General features: G+C 63.1%; 4 protein-coding genes. All 4 read left to right on the top strand.

The window, feature by feature from the left end:
- Positions 1-571: 571 nt before the first annotated feature.
- The 4 genes from KDX39_RS03850 to KDX39_RS03835 are packed head-to-tail and all read left to right on the top strand — an operon-like array spanning position 572 to position 23,766.
- Complete coding sequence (locus tag KDX39_RS03850; RefSeq protein WP_231659454.1) at positions 572-10,279, top strand: non-ribosomal peptide synthetase; 9,708 nt, start codon at positions 572-574, stop codon at positions 10,277-10,279.
- Positions 10,276-14,388, top strand: coding sequence for a non-ribosomal peptide synthetase (locus KDX39_RS03845; RefSeq protein WP_231659453.1), 4,113 nt, complete (start codon positions 10,276-10,278; stop codon positions 14,386-14,388). Before KDX39_RS03850 ends, KDX39_RS03845 begins: the two co-directional genes overlap by 4 nt.
- Positions 14,388-23,591, top strand: coding sequence for a non-ribosomal peptide synthetase (locus KDX39_RS03840; RefSeq protein ID WP_231659452.1), 9,204 nt, complete (start codon positions 14,388-14,390; stop codon positions 23,589-23,591). Before KDX39_RS03845 ends, KDX39_RS03840 begins: the two co-directional genes overlap by 1 nt.
- The gene (locus KDX39_RS03835; protein WP_184319474.1) at positions 23,578-23,766 is read left to right on the top strand and encodes an MbtH family protein; all 189 of its coding nucleotides are present in this window, start codon (positions 23,578-23,580) and stop codon (positions 23,764-23,766) included. The genes KDX39_RS03840 and KDX39_RS03835 overlap by 14 nt, the downstream gene beginning before the upstream one ends.
- Positions 23,767-23,809: the final 43 nt, after the last annotated feature.

Raw genomic sequence — 23,809 nt, 5'->3', positions numbered from 1 at the left:
CCATACTTACGTCTGTTATCCATATCGCAAGTGATGTTGTGAAGACTTTCGAATTTGTCACTTTTTGTTTGCTTTCGCGTTTATATTCATGGTTATTATCGGCTGCGTTCCGGGTCACGAACCCGGGCCAAGGATTGCCACGACTACAAGCCGGGCAATCTCAGCCGATCGGGACAACCCAGGCGCTGACACCCCTGCGCAGGCCATTCCCCGTCGTTGACCCTCAAACGAAAGATGAGGTTTAAAGTGGTCAGGCGGTATGCAATCTCCAGCTTCAAGGCTCGTGCGATCGACGTCGCCATAGCGCCTTCCCGAATCTTCGCTGCACGCGGGTCACGCCATGACGTGGCTCCGGCATGCCTGCGCCTTACAGTCATTCAGTCGGTCTTCCAGGTCGTCTTTACGCACGACAATACCCTGGGCCCGCGAGCCCGCGCCGCGCCTTCCCCCTGATCGCTCGATCCTGAGACCTGAACCATTCCGGCCTGTGCGTCGGGGCCTGGCGCCTGCCTGAGCGATCGGTGCATGGCCGCCTTCACATAAAAAAAGTAGTCATGGACGGTGATTTCCGATGCTCGACAGATCTTCTTCGCGTGGGCAGAGCCCTGCGCATTCCGCTTCTTTGTCCGTACAGCACAATTGCAATCAGGACGGGCCGGCGGACGCGCTGCAGTGGCTGGAGCTGCCAGTGGATCGTCCCAGACCGCGTGTACAGGATTTGCGCTGCGACGCGCAGGTGTTCGAGCTGGATGAGTCGCTCGTTTACCACCTGGCAGCGCTGAGTTCCGATGGCTGCAGCCTGTTCGCTGTTGTGCTTGCTGCCTGGGTTGCAGTGCTGGCGCGGTTGTGTGGTCAACACGAGATCATGGTCGGCACGCGCGCACCGGGTTGTGACAATTCGCGGCTGCTGCGGGTGCCATTGACCAACGCCATGACGGTTAATCAGTTGCTTGACCATGTGCATCGTGACGTCGATGAGGCTTCCCGGCGTTACCCTGTGCAAAATGCAGATCCAGTCGCTCAGGTGGTGTGTGTCGGTGACCACCATCAGGCCTTGCCGGCAGGTTTCGATCTGGCCTTGAGCCTTGTCGGAACGGAGGGGCGCGTCGACGGGCACCTGCATTACGCAACGGCGTTGTTTGACGCCTCGACGGCCCGGCGCCTTGTCGGCTACCTGCGCCGAACACTTCAGAAAATGGTCGAGCAGCCTGAACAACCGGTCCTGTCGATCGACATGATCGGGGACGCGGAACGCCAGCGACTGGTCCACGACTGGAACGCAACGCAGCAGTCGTTCGACGAGAATGGTTATGTGCATGAATTGTTCGAAACACAGGTGCGTCTTCAACCTGAAGCCGTCGCTGTGCGATTCGAGCAGCGTGCGCTGAGTTACGAACAGCTCAACGTTCAGGCCAACCGCCTGGCCCACTATTTACGCAGCCTGGGCGTTGGCCCGGATGTACGGGTCGGTATCTGCGTCGAGCGTTCGCTGGACATGCTGATCGGCGTACTGGCGGTGCTCAAGGCTGGCGGCGCATATGTGCCGCTGGATCCCGGTTATCCGCAGGCCCGTCTGGCCCATATGCTCGCTGACAGTGCGCCACCTGTGGTGCTCACGCAAAAGTCGGCAGACAGGGTTTTGCAGGCGGCGCTCGAGGGTTGCGCGGTGCTGCCCGTATTGCTGGATCTGGCTGAAACCTCTCGGTGGGCGGCACAGCCTGCGGACAACCCCGACCCTCGTGCGGTCGGTCTCACTGCTCGCCATCTGGCGTATGTGATCTACACCTCAGGGTCCACCGGCACGCCCAAGGGCGTCATGGTCGAGCATCACGGGCTGCGCGCAGTCAGCGCCGCGTGGGAACAGCGGTATGACCTGCGCGCACCGCTCAACCATTTGCAAATGGCAGGTTTCTCTTTCGACGTGTTCAGCGCCGACCTGATCCGCTCGCTGGGTTTTGGCGGCACCCTGGTGCTGTGCCCGCGTGAAACCCTGATGGACCCGCCGGGCCTTTATCGTCTGCTCAGTGAAGCCCGTATTGGTTTCGCCGATTTTGTACCGGCCGTGCTCAACCCTTTGCTGGCCTGGGTGGAAAGCAAGGGGCAAGACTTGTCGTTCATGCGCACGGTGGTCTGCGGTTCGGATATCTGGACGGTTCACAGCGCCCGGCAACTGCGCAGGCTGTGTGGCGATCACGTGCAGATCGTTCATGCCTATGGTGTCACCGAAGCCAGCATCGACAGCAGCTGTTTCGAGGTCAACGCCGACAGCCTGATCGAGGGCGCGCTGCCCATCGGGCGGGCGTTCGCCAACACCCGGATCTACCTGCTGGACACCCTCGGTGCTCCGGTACCGACGGGTGTCACGGGCGAGTTGTACATTGGTGGCGCAGGCGTTGCGCGTGGTTATCTGAACCTGCCCCAACTGACCGCTGAGCGCTTCATCGACAGTCCGTTCGTGACGGGCGAACGTCTTTATCGCAGCGGCGACCTGGCCCGTTATCGCGCCGATGGGAATATCGAATTCATTGGCCGCAACGACTCTCAGACCAAACTGCGTGGCTTGCGCGTGGAGTTGGGGGAAATCGAAGCGCGGCTGGCGCAGGTGCCCGGCGTACGGGAAAGTCTGGTATTGCTGCGCGAGGATGAGCGGGGCGTTCAGGCCCTGGTTGCCTGGTTCTGCGCCGATGACAGTGCCGTCCTGACGCCACGTACGCTCCGTGAACAGTTGCAGGTTCATCTGCCCGATTACATGGTGCCCGCCGCGTTCGTGCGTCTGGCTGCCTTGCCGCTGACCCCCAACGGAAAAATTGACCGCACCGCGTTGCCTGCGCCGGACGCTGATGCTTTTGATCGGCGTGAATTTCAGGCAGCCCAAGGACCGTTGGAAACCGCGCTCGCGGCCATCTGGCGCGATGTGCTGGCGGTCGAACGCGTCGGCCGTGACGATCACTTTTTTGCCTTGGGCGGTCATTCGTTGCTGGTGATGCGTGTGCTGGCTCAGGTCCGGCAGAAACTGGGCATAGAGGCGTCACCCGCTGAGCTGTTTGCCACGCCCGTGCTGTATCAGTTCGCCGAGCGTTTGCATTCCCGGCAAAGCGCTGCGCGTCCGGCGATAACGGTCGTTGATCGAGGCGATGCGCAAACGCTGTCGTCCGCCCAGCAGCGGCTGTGGTTTCTGGCACAGATGGATGGCGGCAACGCGGCTTATCACATGCCGCTGAACCTGCGTCTGCGCGGCACCTTGCACGTCGCGGCACTGGAACGCAGCTTCACTCAATTGGTCGCGCGTCATGAGGCGCTGCGCACCACGTTCGTGGCGGTTGAAGGCGAAGGGCGACAGCGAGTCGCCGCGCCGGACTCGGGCATGCTGCTGCCGGTGATCGATCTGCGCAGTCACGCGGATGCCGAGGCGCGCCTTGTCGAGCTGATGGACGAAGAGGGCGCCAAGCCGTTCGACCTCACTCGCGGGCCATTGATGCGCGCCAGCCTGATCAGGCTGGCGGACGACGATCACGCGCTGCTGCTGACCCAGCATCACATCATCTCGGATGGCTGGTCCGTGGGCGTGCTCACCCGCGACCTTGCCCTGTTGTACGAGGCCGCCTTGCAGGATCGCGACGCAGACTTACCGCCGTTGCCGGTGCAGTACGTCGATTACGCCGCCTGGCAAAGGCAATGGTTGTCCAGTGACGTCATGGACGCGCAACGTCGCTACTGGCGCGAAACCCTCACCGGTGCACCCGTGCTGCTGGAGCTGCCCACCGATCACAAACGCCCTGCGGTACAGGATTACCGAGGCGGGTTTGTGCCGCTGATAGTTGACCGTGCGTTGACGGCCCGGCTCAAGGCGTTGGGTATGCAGCAGGGCACCACGTTGTTCATGACACTTCTGGCCGCCTGGTCGCTGGTGCTGATGCGCTTGTCCGGACAGCACGATGTGGTGATCGGCGTGCCTTCGGCGAACCGCAACCAGCAGGAACTGGATGGCCTGATTGGCTTCTTCGTCAACACCCTCGCGCTGCGCATGACCCGGTCCGAGAACGCTACGGCGGCGCAGTCGGTCGCGAACTGGCTGCAACAGGCGCGGCGCGTTGCCCTGGATGCGCAGGAGCATCAGGACCTGCCGTTCGATCATGTGGTGGAGTTGCTCAATCCGCCGCGCAGTCTGGCGTACAGCCCGCTGTTTCAGGTGCTGTTCGCCTGGGAGCAGGATCAGGACTCGGACCTGATCCTGCCAGGTCTGGACATCAGCCCGATCCTCGCTCATCAACAGGTGGCCAAGTTCGACCTGCAGTTGGCACTCAGCGAACAGGACGGGCAGATCGTCGGTGGGCTTGAATATGCGTCCGGTCTGTTCGAGCCCGAAACGGTGGCGCAGTTCGGGGAGTATCTGAGCCGCGTGCTGACGCAGATGGCCAATGACAGCGAGCGGTCGTTGTCGAGCCTCGATTTGCTCAGTCCACAGGAGCGGCATCGGATCATCAACGACTGGAACCGCACCGAGCGAGGTCTACCGACAGTCGACTGTGTGCAGCGTTTCGAAGCGATGGCTCGGCGTACGCCCGACGCCGAGGCGCTTCGTGCCGATGGCCGGACGCTGACCTACGGCGAGCTGAATCGCGCCGCCAACCGACTGGCCTGTTACCTGATCGAAAAAGGTGTGGGACCTGAACAGCGCGTCGGTTTGTGTCTGGAGCGTTCGCCGCAGATGGTCATTGGTTTGCTGGCCATTCTCAAGACAGGTGCCGCTTACGTCCCGTTCGACCCGGCCTATCCGCCGGAGCGCCTTTCCTTCATGTTCAGCGACGCCAGTCCGAGCCTGCTGCTTACCCAGTCTTCACTTGTCGACGCGTTGCCGCTGCCCGGCAGTCATCTGCCGGTCTGCTGCCTGGACATCGACGCGCAAGGCTGGGCGCAGCGTTCGGACGCCGATCCGCAGGTCAGGGTCAGCCCGGACAATCTGGCGTACGTGCTCTACACCTCAGGTTCCACCGGACGGCCCAAGGGCGTTGCGCACAGCCGTCGCGCGCTGGACAACCTGATTGCCTGGCAGCTCGACGATGTACACACGCCGCGTCGGGTGCTGCAGTTTGCCTCGCTTAATTTTGACGTATCGTTTCAGGAAATCTGCAGCACGCTTTGCCAGGGCGGCAGCCTGGTGTTGATGAGCGAAACCAGCCGCAAGGAACTGGCTTCGTTGCGCTCGACACTGGTTGTGGAGGGCGTGCAACGGGCGTTTCTGCCTTTCGCCGTGCTGCAGCAACTGGCGGGCCTGACCGAGGCCGATGCGCCCATGCCGGAGGGCGGTTGCGAAATCATCACCGCAGGCGAGGCGTTGCAGGTCAATGATGAACTACGCGCCTTTGTTCGAGGGCTCGGCGGTACATGGCTGCACAACCAGTACGGCCCGACCGAGACCCATGTAGTCAGCCAGTTCAGCCTGGCGTGCAGTGACGCCGCTCACTGGCCGGACGCGCCACCCATCGGGCGTCCTGTCGCGAACACGCGGCTCTACGTGCTGGACCGCGACCTGAATCCGCAACCTGTCGGTGTAGCGGGGGAGTTGTACATCGCCGGTGCCTGTCTGGCGCGTGGTTACCTGAACCGCCCCGACCTGACCGCCGAACGTTTCCTGCCCGATCCTTTCAGCCCGCAACCCGGCGCACGCATGTATCGCAGTGGTGATCTGGCGTGTTTCCAGGCCGACGGCAACGTGCAGTACCTGGGCCGGATCGATCAGCAGGTCAAGCTGCGTGGGTTCCGTATCGAACTTGGCGAGATCGAAAGCCTGCTGCACCAGCAACCCGGCGTGCAGGAAGTGGTCGTGCTGTTGCGCGAAGACGTGCCGGGCGACAAGCTTCTGGTGGCGTACATGGTCGGCAGCGCAGCCCCTGAAACCCTGCGCAACGCGCTGCAGCGTCATCTGCCTGAACACATGATTCCGACGGCCTGGGTACCGCTGGCGCAACTGCCACTGACCCGCAATGGCAAGCTGGACCGCCAGGCGTTGCCTGCGCCCGAGCGTCAGTCTTCTGCCTGCTACGAGGCACCACGCAACGAGATCGAGCATCAGATGGCGCTGATCTGGGCCGAAGTGCTCAAGTGCGAGCGGGTCGGTATTCACGACAACTTCTTCGATCTGGGCGGGCACTCGCTGTTGGCCACCCGGATGATCTACGCGATCAATCAGCGCATGGGTGCGCAATTGTCCTTGAGCAGCCTTTTCAAAACGCCGGTTCTGATGGACCTGGCGGCGCAGGTAAAGAACACTCGCGAGGATGACTGCCAGCCGCCAGCGATCCCGCTGCGCATCGAAGCGGATCCTGCTGCGCGGCATGAGCCTTTTCCACTCACCGATATTCAGCAGGCCTACTGGTTCGGCCGCGAAGCCTCGGTAAGCCTTGGCGGTGTCAGCGCTCACGGCTACGAAGAGCTGCGCATTCCGAACCTCGATATTGCACGCTTCGAGCAGGCGCTCAATCGCATGATCCAGCGTCACGACATGCTGCGTGTGGTGTTTCTCAGTGACGGTACGCAACAGGTGCTGGAAACCGTACCCACTTATCACATGCCACGCAGTGATCTGCGCGGACTGCCTGCAGACGCTGCGCTACAGACCTTGCAAACAACCCGCGAGCGCCAGTCGCATCAGGTGCTGGATGCCAGTCGCTGGCCGTTGTTCGAATTCAGTCTGTCGCTGCTCGATGACGGTATCAGCCATCTGCACATCAGCCTCGACGCCTTGATCGTGGATGCCGCGAGTACGCAGATTCTGGCGCGTGAATTGATGGCGTTCTACGCCGATCCTCAGCGGGTTCTGCCTGAGCCGCGCCTGACGTTCCGAGACTACGTGCTGGCCGAACACGCACTGCGCAGTGAACGCCGCTACGGGCAGGCGCTCAATTACTGGCGCGAACGCGTGGCCACGCTGGCGCCTGCGCCTGACCTGCCTCTGGTCTGTCAGCCGGACAGCATCGCCCGGCCACACTTCACCCGCCGCGACCGCGAACTGTCGGCCGGGCAATGGTCACGGCTCAAGGCCGTCGCCAAACAGTTTGCCGTCACCCCGTCGGTGATGCTGCTGACCGCGTTCAGCGAAGTGCTTGCGCTGTGGAGTCGTCAACCACGCTTCACCCTCAGCCTGCCGCTGTTCAACCGTATGCCGCTGCACCCGGACGTCGATGCAATCATCGGCGACTTCACTTCGCTGGTGTTGCTGGAAGTCAGCATCGACGGCAATGCGAGCTTCACCGACAAGGCCCGTTCGGTGCAGGCGCGGCTGTGGCAGGACATCGATCATTCGGCGGTCAGCGGCGTGCGTGTGTTGCGTGAACTGTCCCAGGCCCGTGGCGTGCAGCAGACCGCGATGCCCATCGTGTTCAACAGCACCCTGTCGGAAGCCGCGCCGGAACTGGCGGAATTCAACCTCGCCGATGCATTGAATGCCCGGCACATGCACAGCATCACCCAGACCCCGCAGGTGTGGCTCGACCATACCTTGCTGGAGCTGGAAGGGCGCCTGTTGTTCAATTGGGACAGCATCGACGAGCTGTTTCCCGACGGCCTGATCGAGCAGATGTTCGTGGCCTACAACGCATTGCTGGATGCGCTGCTCGAACCCTCCGCCTGGAGCGCCAGCACGCCGCAACTGCTGCCGATGGTCCGCTTGCCAGCGCCAGTTGACCTCCCGGTCGAATCGCCATTGATGCATGAACTGTTCGACCGGCAGGCGCTGGCCACACCCGACGCGCTGGCGGTGATCGGGGTGCAGCGGCAGTTGAGCTACCGGCAGCTGCGCGCAGAGGCAAAAACGCTGGGCGCACGGCTGCAAGGCTTAGGCGTCGTGCCCAATCAACTGGTCGCGGTGGTGATGGAACGCGGCTGGGAACAGGTGGTGGCGACGCTGGCGATTCACTATGCGGGCGGTGCCTACCTGCCCATCGATCCGACGCTTCCCGCCGAACGCCTTCGGCACATTCTGGAGCGTGCCGAGGCGAGTCTGGCCTTGACCCAGCCCGCCATGGTCAGGCGCATCGAGTGGCCATCGCGGATCAACGTATTGGCCGTGACCGATGAGGTTGCGACAGATCGAACCCCATTGCAGCCCGTCAATCGTGCCCCCACTGATCTGGCCTACGTGATCTACACCTCGGGCTCCACCGGCATGCCCAAGGGTGTGGTCATCGACCATTGCGGCGCGGTCAACACATTGCTCGACATCAACCGTCGCTTTGCCGTCGGCCCGGCGGACCGGGTGCTGGCGATCTCGTCCCTGAGCTTCGATCTATCGGTCTATGACTTCTTCGGCACGCTGGCGGCAGGCGCTGCGGTGGTGGTGCTCGATCCGCAACAGGCGCTCGATCCTGCGCACTGGATGACGCTGATTCGCGAGCATCGGGTCAGCCTGTGGAACTCGGTGCCCGCGCTGTTCGGCATGCTGCTGGAATACGTGGAAAGTGAGCGCGGTGCATTGCCGACGAGCCTGCGTGTGGCGATGCTGTCCGGCGACTGGATTCCCCTGACGCTGCCCGAACGTGCCTGGGCGTTATGGCCGGATCTGAGCCTGAACAGCCTGGGCGGTGCGACCGAGGCGTCGATCTGGTCGATCCACTATCCGCTGCAACGTGTCGACCCCGCGTGGCGCAGCATTCCCTATGGCAAGGCGCTGCATAATCAGCGCTTCCATGTACTCGACGAAGCACTGCAGCTTCGGCCGACCTGGGTGACCGGGCAGTTGTACATCGGTGGCATCGGCCTGGCCAAAGGGTACTGGCGTGATGAGGTGCTGAGCGCTGGCAGCTTCTTCGCCCATCCGTTGACCGGAGAGCGTCTGTACCGGACCGGTGATCTGGGGCGTTTGCTGCCCGATGGCAACATCGAGTTTCTGGGGCGCGAAGATACGCAGGTCAAGGTTCAGGGCTATCGCATCGAACTGGGCGAAATCGAAGCGGTGCTCAATCGACATCCTGGCGTGCAGAGCGCCGTGGTGAGAATTCTCGGTGACACGCTGGGCGAAAAACGTCTTGCCGGTTATGTGCTCAAGGACGATGCGGCGTTGCAGGAAGGTGACTTCACTCAATATCTGGCCGACAAGTTGCCGGCCTACATGGTGCCGTCGTCGTTCACCTTCGTGCAGGAATGGCCGCTGTCGTCCAATGGCAAGGTCGATAAAAAGCGTCTGCCAGAACCCGAGCAAGCACCTCTGTCAGGCCCGGTTCTGCAGGTTGAGGGCGCGCAGGAAGAACGTCTGGTTGCCATCGTGCAGGAGGTGCTCAAACGCTCGGCGATCAGCGCCGATGCCAACCTGCTGAGCCTGGGCGCGACGTCCATCGACATCGTCAGAATCAGTAACGCGTTGTCCGGCGAACTGCATTTCCGTCCCAATGTCGCGCAATTGCTCGCGCAGCCGACGCTGCTGAATCTGCTTGCTCTGTATCGGCAGCGTGAAGCGCGGAGTACTGTCGCCCGCCACGCTCGGGAGCGAGTGGTTCAACCTGAGCAAGCTGTCGTTAACGTCATCGAAGACCCCGATCAGCGGGCGCGCTTCAAGGCCGACCAGCGCGGCCGTCGCGCCTTCGACCGGGATCTGCCGCAAGTGCGGCTGCAACGGCCCGACGACAGCCGCTACACACAGCGTTTCAGTGATTACCGCTCGGTGCGTCAGTACGCGCCGCAGCCGGTCGAGGCAGCGGCCTTTGCCGGGTTGCTGGCCAGTCTGGCGCAGGGGCAGCTGGACGCTCAGGTCAAATACCAGTTTCCGTCCGCAGGCGGTCTCTACCCGATTCAGGCCTACCTCTATATCAAGCCGCAACGGGTCAACGGCGTGCCCGGCGGCGCGTATTACTACGACCCTGTGCAGCACCGTTTGCTGGCGCTGGACAGCGGGGTGCTCGACCCGGACACCTACGACTACTTCGTCAATCGGCCGGTGTATGAAAACGCTGCGTTCTCGCTGTTCTTCATCGCCGATATGGCGGCCATCGAGCCGTTGTACGGCGAGCGCAGCCGCGACTTCTGCCACATCGAAACCGGTGCGATGGCGCAGTTGCTGACCATGACGGCAGCCGACCAGGGTCTCGGGCTTTGTGGCATGGGGTCGCTTGAAGAACAGCAATTGCCCACGCTGTTCGACCTGGGCGCGAGTCACCGGCTGATCTACTCGATGGTGGGCGGTCTGCGTGCCGTTGGTGAGCAACACAGGGTTCACATCGAAGCGTTCGCGTCTGATCCACGCGCTGAACTGCCTGACGACTGCGACATGGAAGAGGTTGAAATATGAACGCCTGTCAATTACTGGAACTGTTCGACCGCCATGCCGTTGCGCTCGAAGTGGATGGCGACAAACTGCGTTGCAAGGCGCCGCGTGGTTTTCTCACGGAAGAAATGCTGCAGGCGCTCAAGCGTCACAAGCTGGAACTGATCGCCCGGTTGAACGGTGCCGATCCGGCCGCGATCCCTCGACGCCGTGAAGGCCAGGCGGACTTTCCCTTGTCGTTCTCACAGCGCCAGTTGTGGTTCCTCGACCAGCTTGAACCGGGCAGTGCGTTCTATAACGTGCCGACGGCCGTCAGCCTGAAAGGGCCGCTTGATGTGGCGACGCTGGAGCGGGCGTTGAATGGGCTGATCGCACGTCATGAAATGCTGCGTACCACGTTTCGCAGCACTGACGGCGAGCCGCGTCAGGTGGTGCATGCGGCCATGCCGCTGGCGCTGGCCGTGACCGATCTGTGTGACGTGGAAGAGGCCGAGCGCGAGGCGACTGTCAGGGCGGCTGTCGAGCGTGACGCCAAGGCGCCGTTTGATCTCGCTCAGGGGCCGTTATTTCGCGCCTCGCTGCTGCAACTGGCCGACGACGAATACCTGTGGTTGTACTGCGTGCATCACATCGTTGCCGATGGCTGGTCCATGGGCGTGGTACTGCAGGAAGTCACGGCGCTGTACGCTGATTTTCTGGGCGGGCAACCTTCAAGCCTGCCGCCGCTTGCGGTGCAATACGCCGATTACGCCTGCTGGCAGCAGCAACGTCTTGGCGGCGGGGCGCTGGAACAGCAACTCGATTTCTGGCGGCGTACGCTGAGCGATGCGCCGCCGTTGCTGACCCTGCCCACCGACCGGCCACGGCCCCGGGTGCAGCGTTATGCAGGAGCCACTTTCAGTTCATCGCTCGACGCCACGACCTTGCGCGCACTCACCTCGTTGGGCCGGGAAACCCGCGGCACGCTGTTCAATGTGCTCACGGCCGCGCTTTCTGTGCTGCTGTGGCGCTACAGCGGTCAGCAGGATCTGTGCATCGGCACGCCGTTCGCCAACCGGGCCCGTCCCGAGGTCGAGCCGCTGATCGGACATTTCGTCAATACGCTGGTGATTCGCCAGCGCGTTGACCCGCAGCAGACCTTTGCCGAATTGCTGCGTGAGGTACGCACCACGCTGCTGGATGTGCATACCCATCAGGACGTGCCGTTCGACCGGGTCGTCGAAGCGGTCAACCCGCAGCGCGATACGGCGTATTCGCCGCTGTTTCAGGTCATGCTGGTGCTGCAGAACACGCCCGGTGCTGCGGTGCAGTTGCCGGGCGTCGAGATGGCGCCCTACATCACCGGCAGCGCAACGGCCAAATTCGATCTGGCCTTCGAATGGGTCGAGCGCGATGGCAGGCTGAACCTGCTGGTCGAATACAACACCGACCTGTTCCACGTCACCACCATCGAACGTTTGAGCACGCATTACCGGCATTTGCTGGAGCAGATTGCGCAGGATGCCAAGCAGCCGATTGCCGCACTGCAATTGCTGACCGAGGCAGAGCGTGAGCAGGTGCTGAACGAATGGAACCGTTCCACGCCGCTGGGCCAGGTCGCTGAATGCGTACACAGCCTGGTCGAGGCTCAGGCCGCTTTGCATCCAGACGCCCGTGCGGTGGTTTTCGAGGACCAGTCGCTGAGCTATGCCGAGCTCAATACCCGAGCCAACCGGCTGGCGCACTATCTGCGCGAGCAGGGCGTCGGTCCGGATGTTCGCGTGGCGGTGTGCATCGAGCGTTCGCTGGAATTGCCGGTGGCCCTGCTGGCGGTGCTCAAGGCGGGCGGCGCCTATGTGCCGCTGGACCCGGATTACCCGGTCGGCCGCCTCGGCCACATGCTCAGCGACAGCCGTCCGGCCGTGCTGCTGACTCTGGGCAACGCCCATTCGATTCTGCGGCAGGCGCAGCAGGATGCCGGTTGGGACGTTCCGGTGCTCGACGTCCAGGCCGACGCCGGACGCTGGGCCGGGCGCGCCACACAGAATATCGATCCGCGCAGTATCGGACTGACCGCTGATCATCTCGCCTACGTGATCTACACCTCGGGCACCACCGGGCTGCCCAAGGGCGTCATGGTGGCGCATCGCGGCCTGAGCAATCTGCTGCTGTGGTGCCTGCAGGTCTGCGGCGAATCCGGCGCGATGCTGCACAAGATTCCGTTCGGGTTCGACGCTTCGGCCTGGGAAACCTTCTGGCCGCTGGCCACGGGCGGGCGGCTGGTCATTGCACGTCCCGGCGGGCATTTTGAACCGGGCTATCTGGCACAGGCCGTTCGTGAACAGCAGGTCACGGCCATGGTGTTCGTGCCTGCCATGCTGCAACTGTTTCTGGACGTCGATGAGGTGACGGCATGCCACTCACTGACGGACGTGTTCAGCGGTGGCGGCGAACTGTCACCGGCCCTGGCCCGGCGTTTTCAGGAACGCTTGCCCAATGCCCGCCTGCACAACGTGTACGGCCCCACCGAAACCACGGTCATCAACAGCATCTGGACCCTTGAGCCCGGCGCCGAAGTACCGGCCCGTCAGTTGCCGATCGGCCGACCCATCGCCAACAACCGCCTGCACGTGCTGGATGCACACGATGCGCCGGTGCCGGTCGGTGTCACCGGCCAACTGCACATCGGTGGCGTGGGCGTTGCGCGGGGCTATCTCGGACTGGATGCGCTGACGGCCGAGCGCTTCATCGACAGCCCGTTCGTGGCTGGGGATCGCTTGTACCGCAGCGGCGATCTGGCGCGCTATCGGGCGGACGGTCAGGTGGAGTTTCTCGGTCGCAACGATTTTCAGGTCAAGCTGCGCGGCGTGCGCCTTGAGCTGAGCGAGATCGAAGCGCGACTGGACATGTTCCCCACCTTGCGTGCCTGCGTGGTGCTGATGGTCGGCGATACGGCGCAGAATCATCGTCTGGTCGCGTGTTACGTGGCTGACGAACCGCTGGACGAAGCCACATTGCACGCGCATCTGGCGGTGACACTCTCAAGCGCGGTGTTGCCCAGCGCCTACCTCTGGCTGGAGAAGCTGCCGCTGACTGCCAATGGCAAGGTGGACCGTGATGCGCTGGCGACCCTGGCGGATCAGGATCTGGCTGCGCGCAAGGTGAACCTCGGCAGTCCTCGGGATCACATCGAACTGGCGCTCTATCAGATCTGGAAGAGTCTGTTGCTCGCACCGCAGATCGGCATTCGCGACAACTTTTTCAACGTTGGTGGCACCTCGATTGCGGCCATCAAGATGGCGTATCAGATCGGTCAGACCTTCGCCGTCGAAGTGCCGGTGCGGGTGATCATGGCCCACCCGACCATCGAAGCCCTTGGCGGCTGGTTGCGCACCGGCGCCGACCTTGCCGCTGCGCAAGGCAACCTGATCGAGTTTCGCCGGGGCGAAGGGCGACGCAATGTGGTGTGCATTCACCCGGCGGGCGGGACGGCGTTCTGTTACCTGTCGCTGGCCAAAGTCCTGCCGGAGCACGTCGGAGTCTACGGCGTTCAGTCGCCGGGCCTGAACCCTGGGGAAAGCACCGAGCCGACTGTCGAAGCCATGGCCGATGCATACCTGCGTCTGATCGAACCGATGACCACTCGGCCGCTGATTCTCACCGGCCTGTCCTTCGGTGGGCTGGTGGCGTATGAAATGGCCCGGCGCCTCACAGCGGCGGGGCATCGCCAGGTAACCGTGGTGCTGCTCGACACCCAGGGCTCTGACGATCCGGGTTTCCGACAGCAGATCGGCACCGTGGACATGGCCGAGTTTCGCGACAAGCTGGTGCGCTTCAACGGTATGTATCCGGGCATCGAAGACGCTCAGGTCGAGCGCTATTTCCATCTCTACAACCATAACAGGCTCGCCATGGCGGCCTATGACTGTGCGCCGCAAGCCGGCCGTATCGTGCTGATTCAGGCGCGTGAAGGCTTCAGTCGCCGGCAACTCCATGAGTTGCGCGCGTTCTGGCGCCGCCGTGCAGGAAACGGCTATCTGGCCAGGCTGGTGCATGGCGGGCACTGGGACATGCTGGAAAGCGCTGAAGTGCATCGCGTCTCTCAGGCGCTCAGGCACGAGCTGCAGCGTTTCGATACGCAGGAGGCGAATTGATGAGCGGTCACGAAAGCGGTATTCCAAACCCGGCAACCTTGCTGGGTCGTTTTGCCGGGCAGGTCCGCCGCCAGCCGCAAGCGCTGGCGGTGATCGACCGGCAGACACATCTGAGCTACGCACAACTGGCCAGTACCAGTGAGCGTATCGCCCGTGGGCTCGAAGCGCGCGGCGTGAAACCCGGCGAATCACTCGCGCTGAGCATGCCGCGTAGCTGGCAATGGCTGGCGGCCATGCTGGGTGCCTTGAAGGTCGGCGCCGTGGTGGTGCCACTGGACTCGGCCAGTCCGCAAGGGCGTCGGGAGCTGATGCTGGCTGATGCGGGGTGTGTCGGTCTGGTAACCCTGACGGATGATCTGGACTGGACGCCGTCGGTCTGGCAGGTCGGCGTCGAGGCGCTGCTGACGTATCCCGATGAGCCCATCCAGCCGCTCGCCGAACACTTCGCCGAGGTGACGTTCCTGTTCTACACCTCAGGCACCACGGGCACACCGAAAGCGGTCGAAGTCGGCGAGCGCGGTCTGCTGCGGCTTGCCGAGCCTGATGGTTACATCGAGATTCGTGCTGCCGACCGGTTCGCCTGTCTGTCCAATCCGGCATTCGATGCGTGCAGTTTCGAGGTATGGGCACCGTTGCTCAACGGCGGCTGCTGCGTGATCATTGCCGACGACGACCTTCACGACGCACAACGATTCGCCGAGGTGCTCGAAACGCAGCGGGTGAACAACCTGTTCATGACGGTTTCGCTGTTCAATACCTTGAGCGCCGATTTCCCTGCCTGCTTCGCCAGTCTGCGTCAGGTGCTGATCGGCGGCGAACAGGTCAGCGCTGCCGCCGTCCGCGCCTGGTATCGAGCCAATCCCGACAGCCAGTGCCGGATCTTCAACGCCTACGGACCTACCGAGTGCACCACCTTCGCGTTGGCGTACCCGATCCCCAGAAGTTTTCAGGGTGATTCGGTGCCGATCGGCCGTCCGTTGCCAGACACAGGGTTGTGCGTTCTGGACCCACAGCAACGCGCGATCGAGCAGGGCGAAGCTGGCGAGCTGTACCTGAGCGGCAGCGGCGTGGCGCGTGGCTACCGCAATCGCCCGTACGACACGGCGCACAGTTTCGTGCAACTTCGCGACCCCGCCGGTGCAGAGCGGCGCTATTACCGAACCGGCGATCAGGTGCGGCTCAACAGCGATGGACTGATCGAGTACCTGGGGCGCATGGATCGTCAGGTCAAGGTTCGCGGCTTTCGTATCGAACCAGGCGAAGTCGAGCAGCGTCTGCTGGAACACTCAGGCGTCGCCCAGGCCTACGTCTGCACGCGACGACATGCAGCTGAAGACCATCAGTTGATGGCGTTCATCGTGCCGCGAAACCGGCTGGACTATCGCGACTTCGACACTCATCTGCGTGCACAACTCGCGCCGTGGATGCGTCCGCATCAATTGTTCGTGGTGCAGCGACTGCCGTTGACCGCCAATGGCAAGATCGACCGCGCCGCACTGCTGGCCCAGCCCCTTGATCCCTGGCGCGCGGACATCGAAGAGCCTGTCGACGAGGCGCAGTCAGTGGCGCTGGATTGGCTGCTGAGTCAGGTTCGCATGTTGTTGTCGCAACCTGCGCTGTGCGCTCAGGATGACTGGCTGGGCAGTGGCGGCGATTCACTGAAAGCCATGCGTCTTCGTTCAATGATTCGCACCCGATGGCAGCGGGATATCACCTTGGGCGTGCTGCTCAGCGAACCCTTTGCAGCGCTCGCCGAACGCTTGAATGCCGAGCAGCACATCGCCTCCGGTTATCCCGTCGCACCTGTCATCAGCAACGCACGGCGTCAGCCTGCTACCGCCGAGCAAAGCCGTTTGTGGCTGCTGCAGCAACGCACGCCGGACTCGACCGCCTACAACGTGCCGATCATCCTGCACCTGGCGAACGGGATTCAGGTTCAGGCACTGGCCGATGCAGTGGATCGCCTAGTGGCTCGGCATCCGGCGTTGCGCATGGCGTTCGAGTCCGGTCCTGACGGGCTGTACCAGGTGGTGGCCGAGCAGGGCACGCAATGCCATGTGTTTGCGGCCGGGCATTTCACGCAGGACACCTGGCGCAGCTTCGCGACGCTGGTCTTCGACACGCCGTTCGATCTGGCGACGCCGACCCTGTGTCGCGCATGGCTGCTGCCCTTTGCCGATGGCAGTTGCCGGCTGTTGATGAACCTGCACCACATCATCACCGATGGCTGGTCGATGAACCTGCTGTTCGATGATCTGGCGCAGTTGTACGAGGAGGCGGCACAAGGTAGTAGAAGCACATCCGATGCAATGCCGAGCCTGACCACGCTGGAATTCGCCCAATGGCAGCGTCAGTGGCGCGTAGCCCCGCAATACCGTGATCAGCGTCGGGCGCTGGCCGAACTGCACCGTCGCCAGGAAACGCCGTCACCGGCGCTGTTGCCGGTGCGTGCCATGAGCCCACACGCCCGTCTTTACCGGCAGTCGCTGGGCGAGTTGCGCAGCGTCGCGCTGGATCGCTTCTGCAGTCGCCAGCGTTTTACCCGTTTCGACGTGCTGTTCAGTGTCTACGCTTGGAGCCTGTATGCCCTGACCGGTTGCGAGCGGCCAAGGATCGCCAGTCCGGTATCGAACCGGCCTCTGGCGGAGTTCGAGCATGCGCCAGGCATGTTCGCCAACACCGTGCTGATTCCCGCTGCGTTTAACCATGAGGTGACGTTGAGCGAGCAACTGCGCATTCAGACCGACCTCGTGCGCGAGGTGCTGGCGTTGCAGGATGTGGCTCTGGCCGATCTGGTCGAAGATCTGCGGCTGTCGTCCGGTTCGGCCCTGTTCGATTTCATGTTCGTGCTGGAAAACACCGACTACGCCAGCCTCGCTGACGGGCCGCTGCACGCCACGCTTGAATTCAACGAAACCTTGCAGGCCAAGTGTCCGCTGACGTTGCTGGTGGTGGAGGGCGGGTCGCAGCTTGAATGCTGGTGGGAATACCAGAGCAGTCATTTCGATGCGGCACAGATCGACGCCATAAACACCCTGTTTCAGCGAGCTCTGGACGTGCTGCTGGAGCGCCCGAGCGCGACGCTGCATGACGTGCTTGAGCCGCATCGCCTCGGGCTGCCGCCTGCCAGTGTCGGCGACAGTGCCGAGCCGCCATTCACGACCCTGGCCGACTGGTTCGAACATCAGGTGCATTTCACACCGCAATCCATCGCACTGGTCGACGACCGGCGCCAGGTGAGTTACGCCGAGCTGAATACCCTGGCCGATACCCTGGCCGCGCTTCTGGCCGAGCAATACCCGGCGAGCGATCAGGCAAACGAGTCGCTGCAAGTGGTGCTGTATCTGGACGCTTCGGTCGAACACATCGTTGCCTTGCTGGCTCTGGCCAAACTCAACCTGACCGCCGTACCGCTCGACCCCGGCTATCCGCTGGCCGTTCAGCGTCAGGTGTTGCAACAGGCGCAGCCGCACTGCCTGCTGTTCAGCACCGCGACCGAAACGGCACTGAATGAACTGGCTGCCGACCGTTTCGTCTGCCATTGCATCGACCTTGATGCCGCGCCACAAACCTTGCAACGCACGCGACACCATGGCGAACGGCCGCTCTACACCCTGTTTACGTCGGGCTCTACCGGCACGCCAAAAGGTGTGCAGGTGCCGGACCTGACACTCTGCAACCTGCTGCAATGGCAACGAACCCAAGGGCAGCTTCCTGCACGATCCGTCACCCTGCAATTCTCCATGCTGTCCTTCGACGTGTCGTTTCAGGAGATTTTCAGCACCCTGTGCGGCGGCGGAACCTATCACCTGATCAAGCCGCGCTGGCGTCAGGATGCGCAGGCATTGCTGGACTATCTGCTCGAGGCACGTATCGATCGGTTGTTCCTGCCGTGTGTGGCGCTGCAGCATCTGGCACAAACCGCCGTCAGCCGGCAGGTGTACCCGCAGGTTCTGCGCGAGGTGATAACAGCCGGTGAACAACTGCTGTGCACCGATGCGCTGCGCGACTGGTTTGGCGGCATGCCGCAGGCGCGGTTGTTCAACCATTACGGCCCGACTGAAACCCATGTGGTCAGCGCCTGGCGCTTGCCCGCGTCCGTTCGGGACTGGCCGTTACGTGCGCCCATCGGGCGGGCTGTGAGCAACGCGCTGTTGCTGCTGGTGGATGACTTCGACCGTCCTGTGCCGGTTGGTAATCGGGGCTATCTGCTGGTGGCCGGGCCGATGATTTCCCGCTGCTACCTCGCCGATCCTGCGCTGAACACCACGCGCTTTGTCGAACTGCGACGGCCTGACGGCAGCACGGCATTGTTTTATCGCACCGGCGATCTGGCCTGCGCCGACGCGGAGGGTCTTTTGCACTATCTGGGGCGTGACGACCAGCAGGTCAAGATCAGCGGTCAGCGCCTGGAGCTGGGGCAGATTGAAGCGGCCTTGATGCAGCACTCTTCGGTGATCAATGCAGTCGTGACCCTTCAGGACGAGCCGCAGCGCCTCACGGCTTTTCTACACCTGGACGGTACCCCGCCGCCCGATCTTCAGACGCTGGATCGCCAGGTTGCGCTGCACCTGCCAGCCCATGTGCGCATCAATGAATACCGCCAGCTCGACGTCTGGCCACGCACGCCCAGCGGCAAGATCGATCGCAAGGCGTTGAACGGGCTGGGCGTGGCGCTGGAACGTTCGTTCACTGCGGCACCCGCGGCGACACTCAGCCCGCTGGAGCAGCAACTGAGCGAGCTGTTCATGGCGGTGATCGGGCGTCCCATCGATCCGGATCAAACGTTTTTCGAGGCCGGTGCGACCAGTCTCGGCCTCATGCGGCTGCACGCTCGCTATGCGCAGGCGCTGCCGCAGGCCGTTTCGATGTCTGACCTGTTCGAGCACGTGACCGTACGGCGTCTGGCGCACCATCTGGGCAATTCCCTGTCAGCGCCCGTCGAGCGCGAGCAGGACGTCGATGCCATTGATGCCAGCGAAGAACCCATGGCAATCATTGGCATGACGGTCAATGTGGCTGGCGCGCAGAACCTCGCCGAGTTCTGGACGATGATTCAGGATAACCACGTGGGCATCGAGCAGTTTGCCGCCGCCGAGGGGCAGGTGGGGGCTCGCAGTCAGCTTGCGGGTCTGCTGGATTTCGACCCCGAGTATTTCGGCATCAGCCGCCAGGAAGCCCGTCTGATGGACCCGCAGCAGCGGCACTTGCTGATGGCCTGTGTGCAGGCGTTGCAGCACGCGGGGATGGTTCCAAAGGTCGACGGTCCACGCATCGGCCTGATTGCCAGTTGCGGCGAAACCACGTACTTCCAGCAGATGCTGCGCGAGAGCGCCGACGGCGATCTGCCGGACGGCTTTCAAATGGCGCTGCACCACGACAAGGATTTTCTGGCCACCAAGGTCGCTTATCATCTGGACCTCACCGGCCCGGCCATGAGTGTTCAGGCCGCGTGCGGCAGTTCGCTGATAGCAGTCCATCTGGCCGGTGCCATGCTGCGTCAGGGTGACAGCGACGTGATGCTGGCCGCTGGCGTGCTGGTCGATCCGACGCTGACCGAAGGGTATCGCCATCGTTCCCAGCACATCTTTTCTCGCGATGGGCTCTGTCGGCCGTTCAGCGAGGACGCCAGCGGCACCATTGGCGCCAGTGGTTATGGCGTCGTCGTGCTCAAACCGCTGGCTCGCGCCAGGGCCGATGGTGACCGGATCTACGCAGTGGTCGAAGCCACGGCGCTGAACAACGACGGTCGCAGCAAGATGAGCTACACCGCGCCGTCTGTAGCGGGGCAGACGGCAGTGATTCGCGATGCCATGGGCAAGGCAGGCGTAGGCGGAACCGACATGGGCTACGTCGAAGCCCACGGCACCGGCACCCTGCTGGGTGATCCGGTGGAGGTCGCGGCGTTGAGCAAGGCATTTGGCCCTGCTCCGGCTGCCAGCTGTGCGCTGGCCTCGGTGAAAAGCCAGATCGGTCACCTGGGTGCAGCGGCAGGCGTGGTCGGGCTGATCCGTGCGACGCTCGCGGTATTCCATGGCGTGATCCCGCCCAACCTCGGCTTCTCCCGGATCAACCCGCAGATCGACCTTGAACACTCGCCGTTCTATATCCCGACCACGTCCCGGCCATGGCCCGAAGGGCGTAGACGGCTGGCCGGGGTCAGCAGTTTTGGCATCGGCGGCACCAATGCCCATGTGATTGTCGGCGCTGCTGCGCAGGACGAAAGCACCTCGCAAGATCACACGCCGTGCCTGCTGCTTTCGGCGCACAGCCGATCGGCGCTGGAACGGGACATGGCGGTGATCGAAACCTGGCTCAACACCTTTCCTGAACAGCGGGTCGCTGTGCTGCGTCATCTGCAGTCCGGGCGCCGCGCCTTGCGCTGGCGCTTCGCGATGATCTGCCCGGTCAATGATGCAGTGAGCCTGCCGCCTTCGTTGATCAAGGAGGTTGTGCCATCGGACACTCGCGTGACAGCCAGCGAGCAGTCGCCGCACGCCTTGCTCGATGCCTGGTATGGCGGGGCGACGATTGACTGGCCGACACGTTCAGCGCCACCGCCCTGGGATCTGCCGCCGTCGGCCTTCGATCTGCAGACCTACCGTTTTCAGGCATTGTCCACGCCCGAAACAATTGCCGAACGACAGCCGGTCGCTGACTGGTTCTATCAACGGCAATGGCAGCGGGTAAGGCGCGTGAGTTCGCGCCCGTCGGCTCACGCTCGGGACCTGCTGGTGGTGTGCAGCCACGAGACCCTCGACGAGACACTGCGCACCTGCCTGCAAGAGGTCTATCGGCGAGTGGTCGAAGTCAAGGCGGGGAATGGCTTTCAGCGGCTCGCCACCGACCGCTTCGTGATGGATCCGCTGGACACCCCGGCCCTTGCTCGCCTGCTGGATCTTTTGACCAGCCCGGACGGGGATCAGCCGATACCGCTTGAACTGGACTGGCTGCATGCCTTGCCGTTGTCGGTCACCGGCAGGGTCAACGAGCAAAGCCTGGCAGCCGCGCAGTGGGCGTGTCTGGATACCGTCAGTGCGCTGTTGCAGAGCTGGGGTCAGGCGCCTCGTGTGCCCACGTTGAGGTTGTGGCTGGTGTCCTGGCAGGCATGCCCCGTGTATGGCGAGTCGAAGCGTCCGGAACTGGCGGCCCTGGCCGGAATCACCGAAGTAGTGCCGCAGGAATACCCGGTGCGTTGCCACTGGCTGGACCTGAACAGCGCGCAACTGGCCGCCCGACCTGAAGCGCTGGCCGCGCTGCTGGCAGACCCTGCGGCAGCACCGAGACGCATGGCCATCCGCGACCACTACCTGTGGCAGCCGCATCTGCAGACCAGTCCCGTCATGACATCAACCGTCGATCCCGATCTGCTGCCACCGGATGGCGTATTTCTGGTGATCGGTGGCAGCGGTGGCATTGGCCGTACGTTGTGCGAGCACCTGTTACGAAACAATGCTCAGCGGCGGGTGGTGCTGCTGTCGCGTCATGGGGAATGTCCTGAGGCGTTGCTGGCTTACCGCGCGTGCATTGATCTTGTTCAGGCCGACATCGCTGATCGAACAGCCTGGCCGACAGTGCTCGAGCAACTCGAGCGACGTTATGCAACCTTTGACGGGGTGATTCACGCCGCAGGCGTTGGCGCTGGCAGCCTGATTCGTCATCGCGATGCCCGCGCGTTGTCTGAAACCATGGCTGCCAAGACCCTCGGCATGCTGGCGGTCGAAGAGCTGATTGAGCAGATGACGCCGAAGTTCGTGCTGTACTGCTCCTCGATGGCTGCGCTGTTCGGCGGTGCCGGTCATCTGGACTACGCCGCCGCCAGCGGTACCCTGGATGGCTTCACCCATTACCGCCCGAACGCCGCCAGCGATTGTGTGCGGCTCGGCATCAATTGGGACATCTGGCGTGACATCGGCATGGCCACGAGCGCCGGAGCAGGGGATGCCGTGCATCAGCGGCATCTGGCCGTCGGCATGTCGGCGCAGGAAGGCTGTCAGGTGTTTGATCTGGCGCTCAGTGCTCAACTGCCACAACTGCTGATCTCGACGACATCCATCGAGACGGCACGACAGTTCTATCCGGTTCGTCATGGTCAGGGGGCGGCTGCGGCGCAACCTGCCGCTCAGGCATCGACGTCGGCGGCATCGCACGCGCAAGAGCAGGGCGCAGGGCTGCGGGCTCGCTTGCATGACTGCCTGTGCAAATGGCTCGGTGTGCCAGCGCTGGACGAAGATGACTCGCTCTACGAACTAGGCGCCGACTCACTGACTTTGCTGGACCTGATCGACGAACTGCAGGCGGCGACGGGTGTGGTGGTCGAGCTGTCACGGTTCAGTCACAAGGTCAGCCTGCGCGAGGTGCTTGCACTGGTGCAGACCGACAGCCCTGACCCCGGCGAAGCCGCCGGAGCTGCCTGGGCTGAAGCCGTCCGCATCGATGAGTGGAGTCCGGGTGCAGGCCGCGACTGGCTGTACCTGATTCACCCGGTGGGCGGCGATGTTCAGGCTTATCGGGAACTGGTTTCGGCGCTGGATCCGGCGCTTGGCGTGCGAGTCATTGCCGATCCGGCGCTGCGTTTGCCCGATTTGCCAGCCATCAGTCTTGTTGAGCGTGCCCAACTGTATTGGCGGGCTGTGCAGGACGGTCACCCTGACGGCACGCCCTGGCGTCTGGCTGGGTGGTCGTTCGGCGCCTGGATTGCGCAGGCGATGTGCAGCCTGGCGCAGAACTGCGCGTTGTCGCAGCCGACGCTGTACCTGATCGATCCGCCCGCACCGGACGCCGGCGCCGAGCTGGCGCAGATTGACGAGCAGCACATTCGGCAGGTCTTCCAGCGTGAGTTTTCGGCGCGTCGGCCCGCTGATATGGCAAGCGAGGACACGCCGCGCTACTTGCAGCGCCTGATCGTCTGTTGCCAGAACAACATGGCCAGCATGGCGGACCATCGACCCGAGCAATTGCCTGTGACGGCGACGCGCCTGTTCATCGCCACGCAGCCCAATCCCTACGGCATGGGCAGCAAGTGGCAACTGCCAGCGCTCAAGACCGCGTGGCAGGCCCTGGTGCCGAACATGCTGAGCTGGCAGGCGCTGGACACCGACCATTACGGCATCGTCGCCAGCCCTTGGGCGCAGACCATCGCCATGATCATCAATGCCGACTTGATTGAGCAGACATGCGGAGAGCGACATGAACGAACCTGATGCGCAGTTCGAAGTGGTCACCAATGATGAAGGCCAGTATTCCATCTGGCCGGTGGGTAAACCGATGGCCGCCGGCTGGAACAAAGCGGGGGTGTGTGGAGAGCGTCAAACCTGTCTGGACTACATCGCCGAGCACTGGACCGACATGCGGCCGCGCTCGCTGCGCGAAGGGTGATCGGTCGCACTGACCAGCCTGGCAATCGGATATGACAACAAGA

The sequence above is a fragment of the Pseudomonas sp. CDFA 610 genome, from assembly GCF_021147865.1.
Lineage (GTDB): Bacteria > Pseudomonadota > Gammaproteobacteria > Pseudomonadales > Pseudomonadaceae > Aquipseudomonas > Aquipseudomonas alliivorans.
The sequence above is the reverse complement of the archived record's forward strand: the minus strand, read 5'-3'. Positions and strand labels throughout refer to the sequence as shown.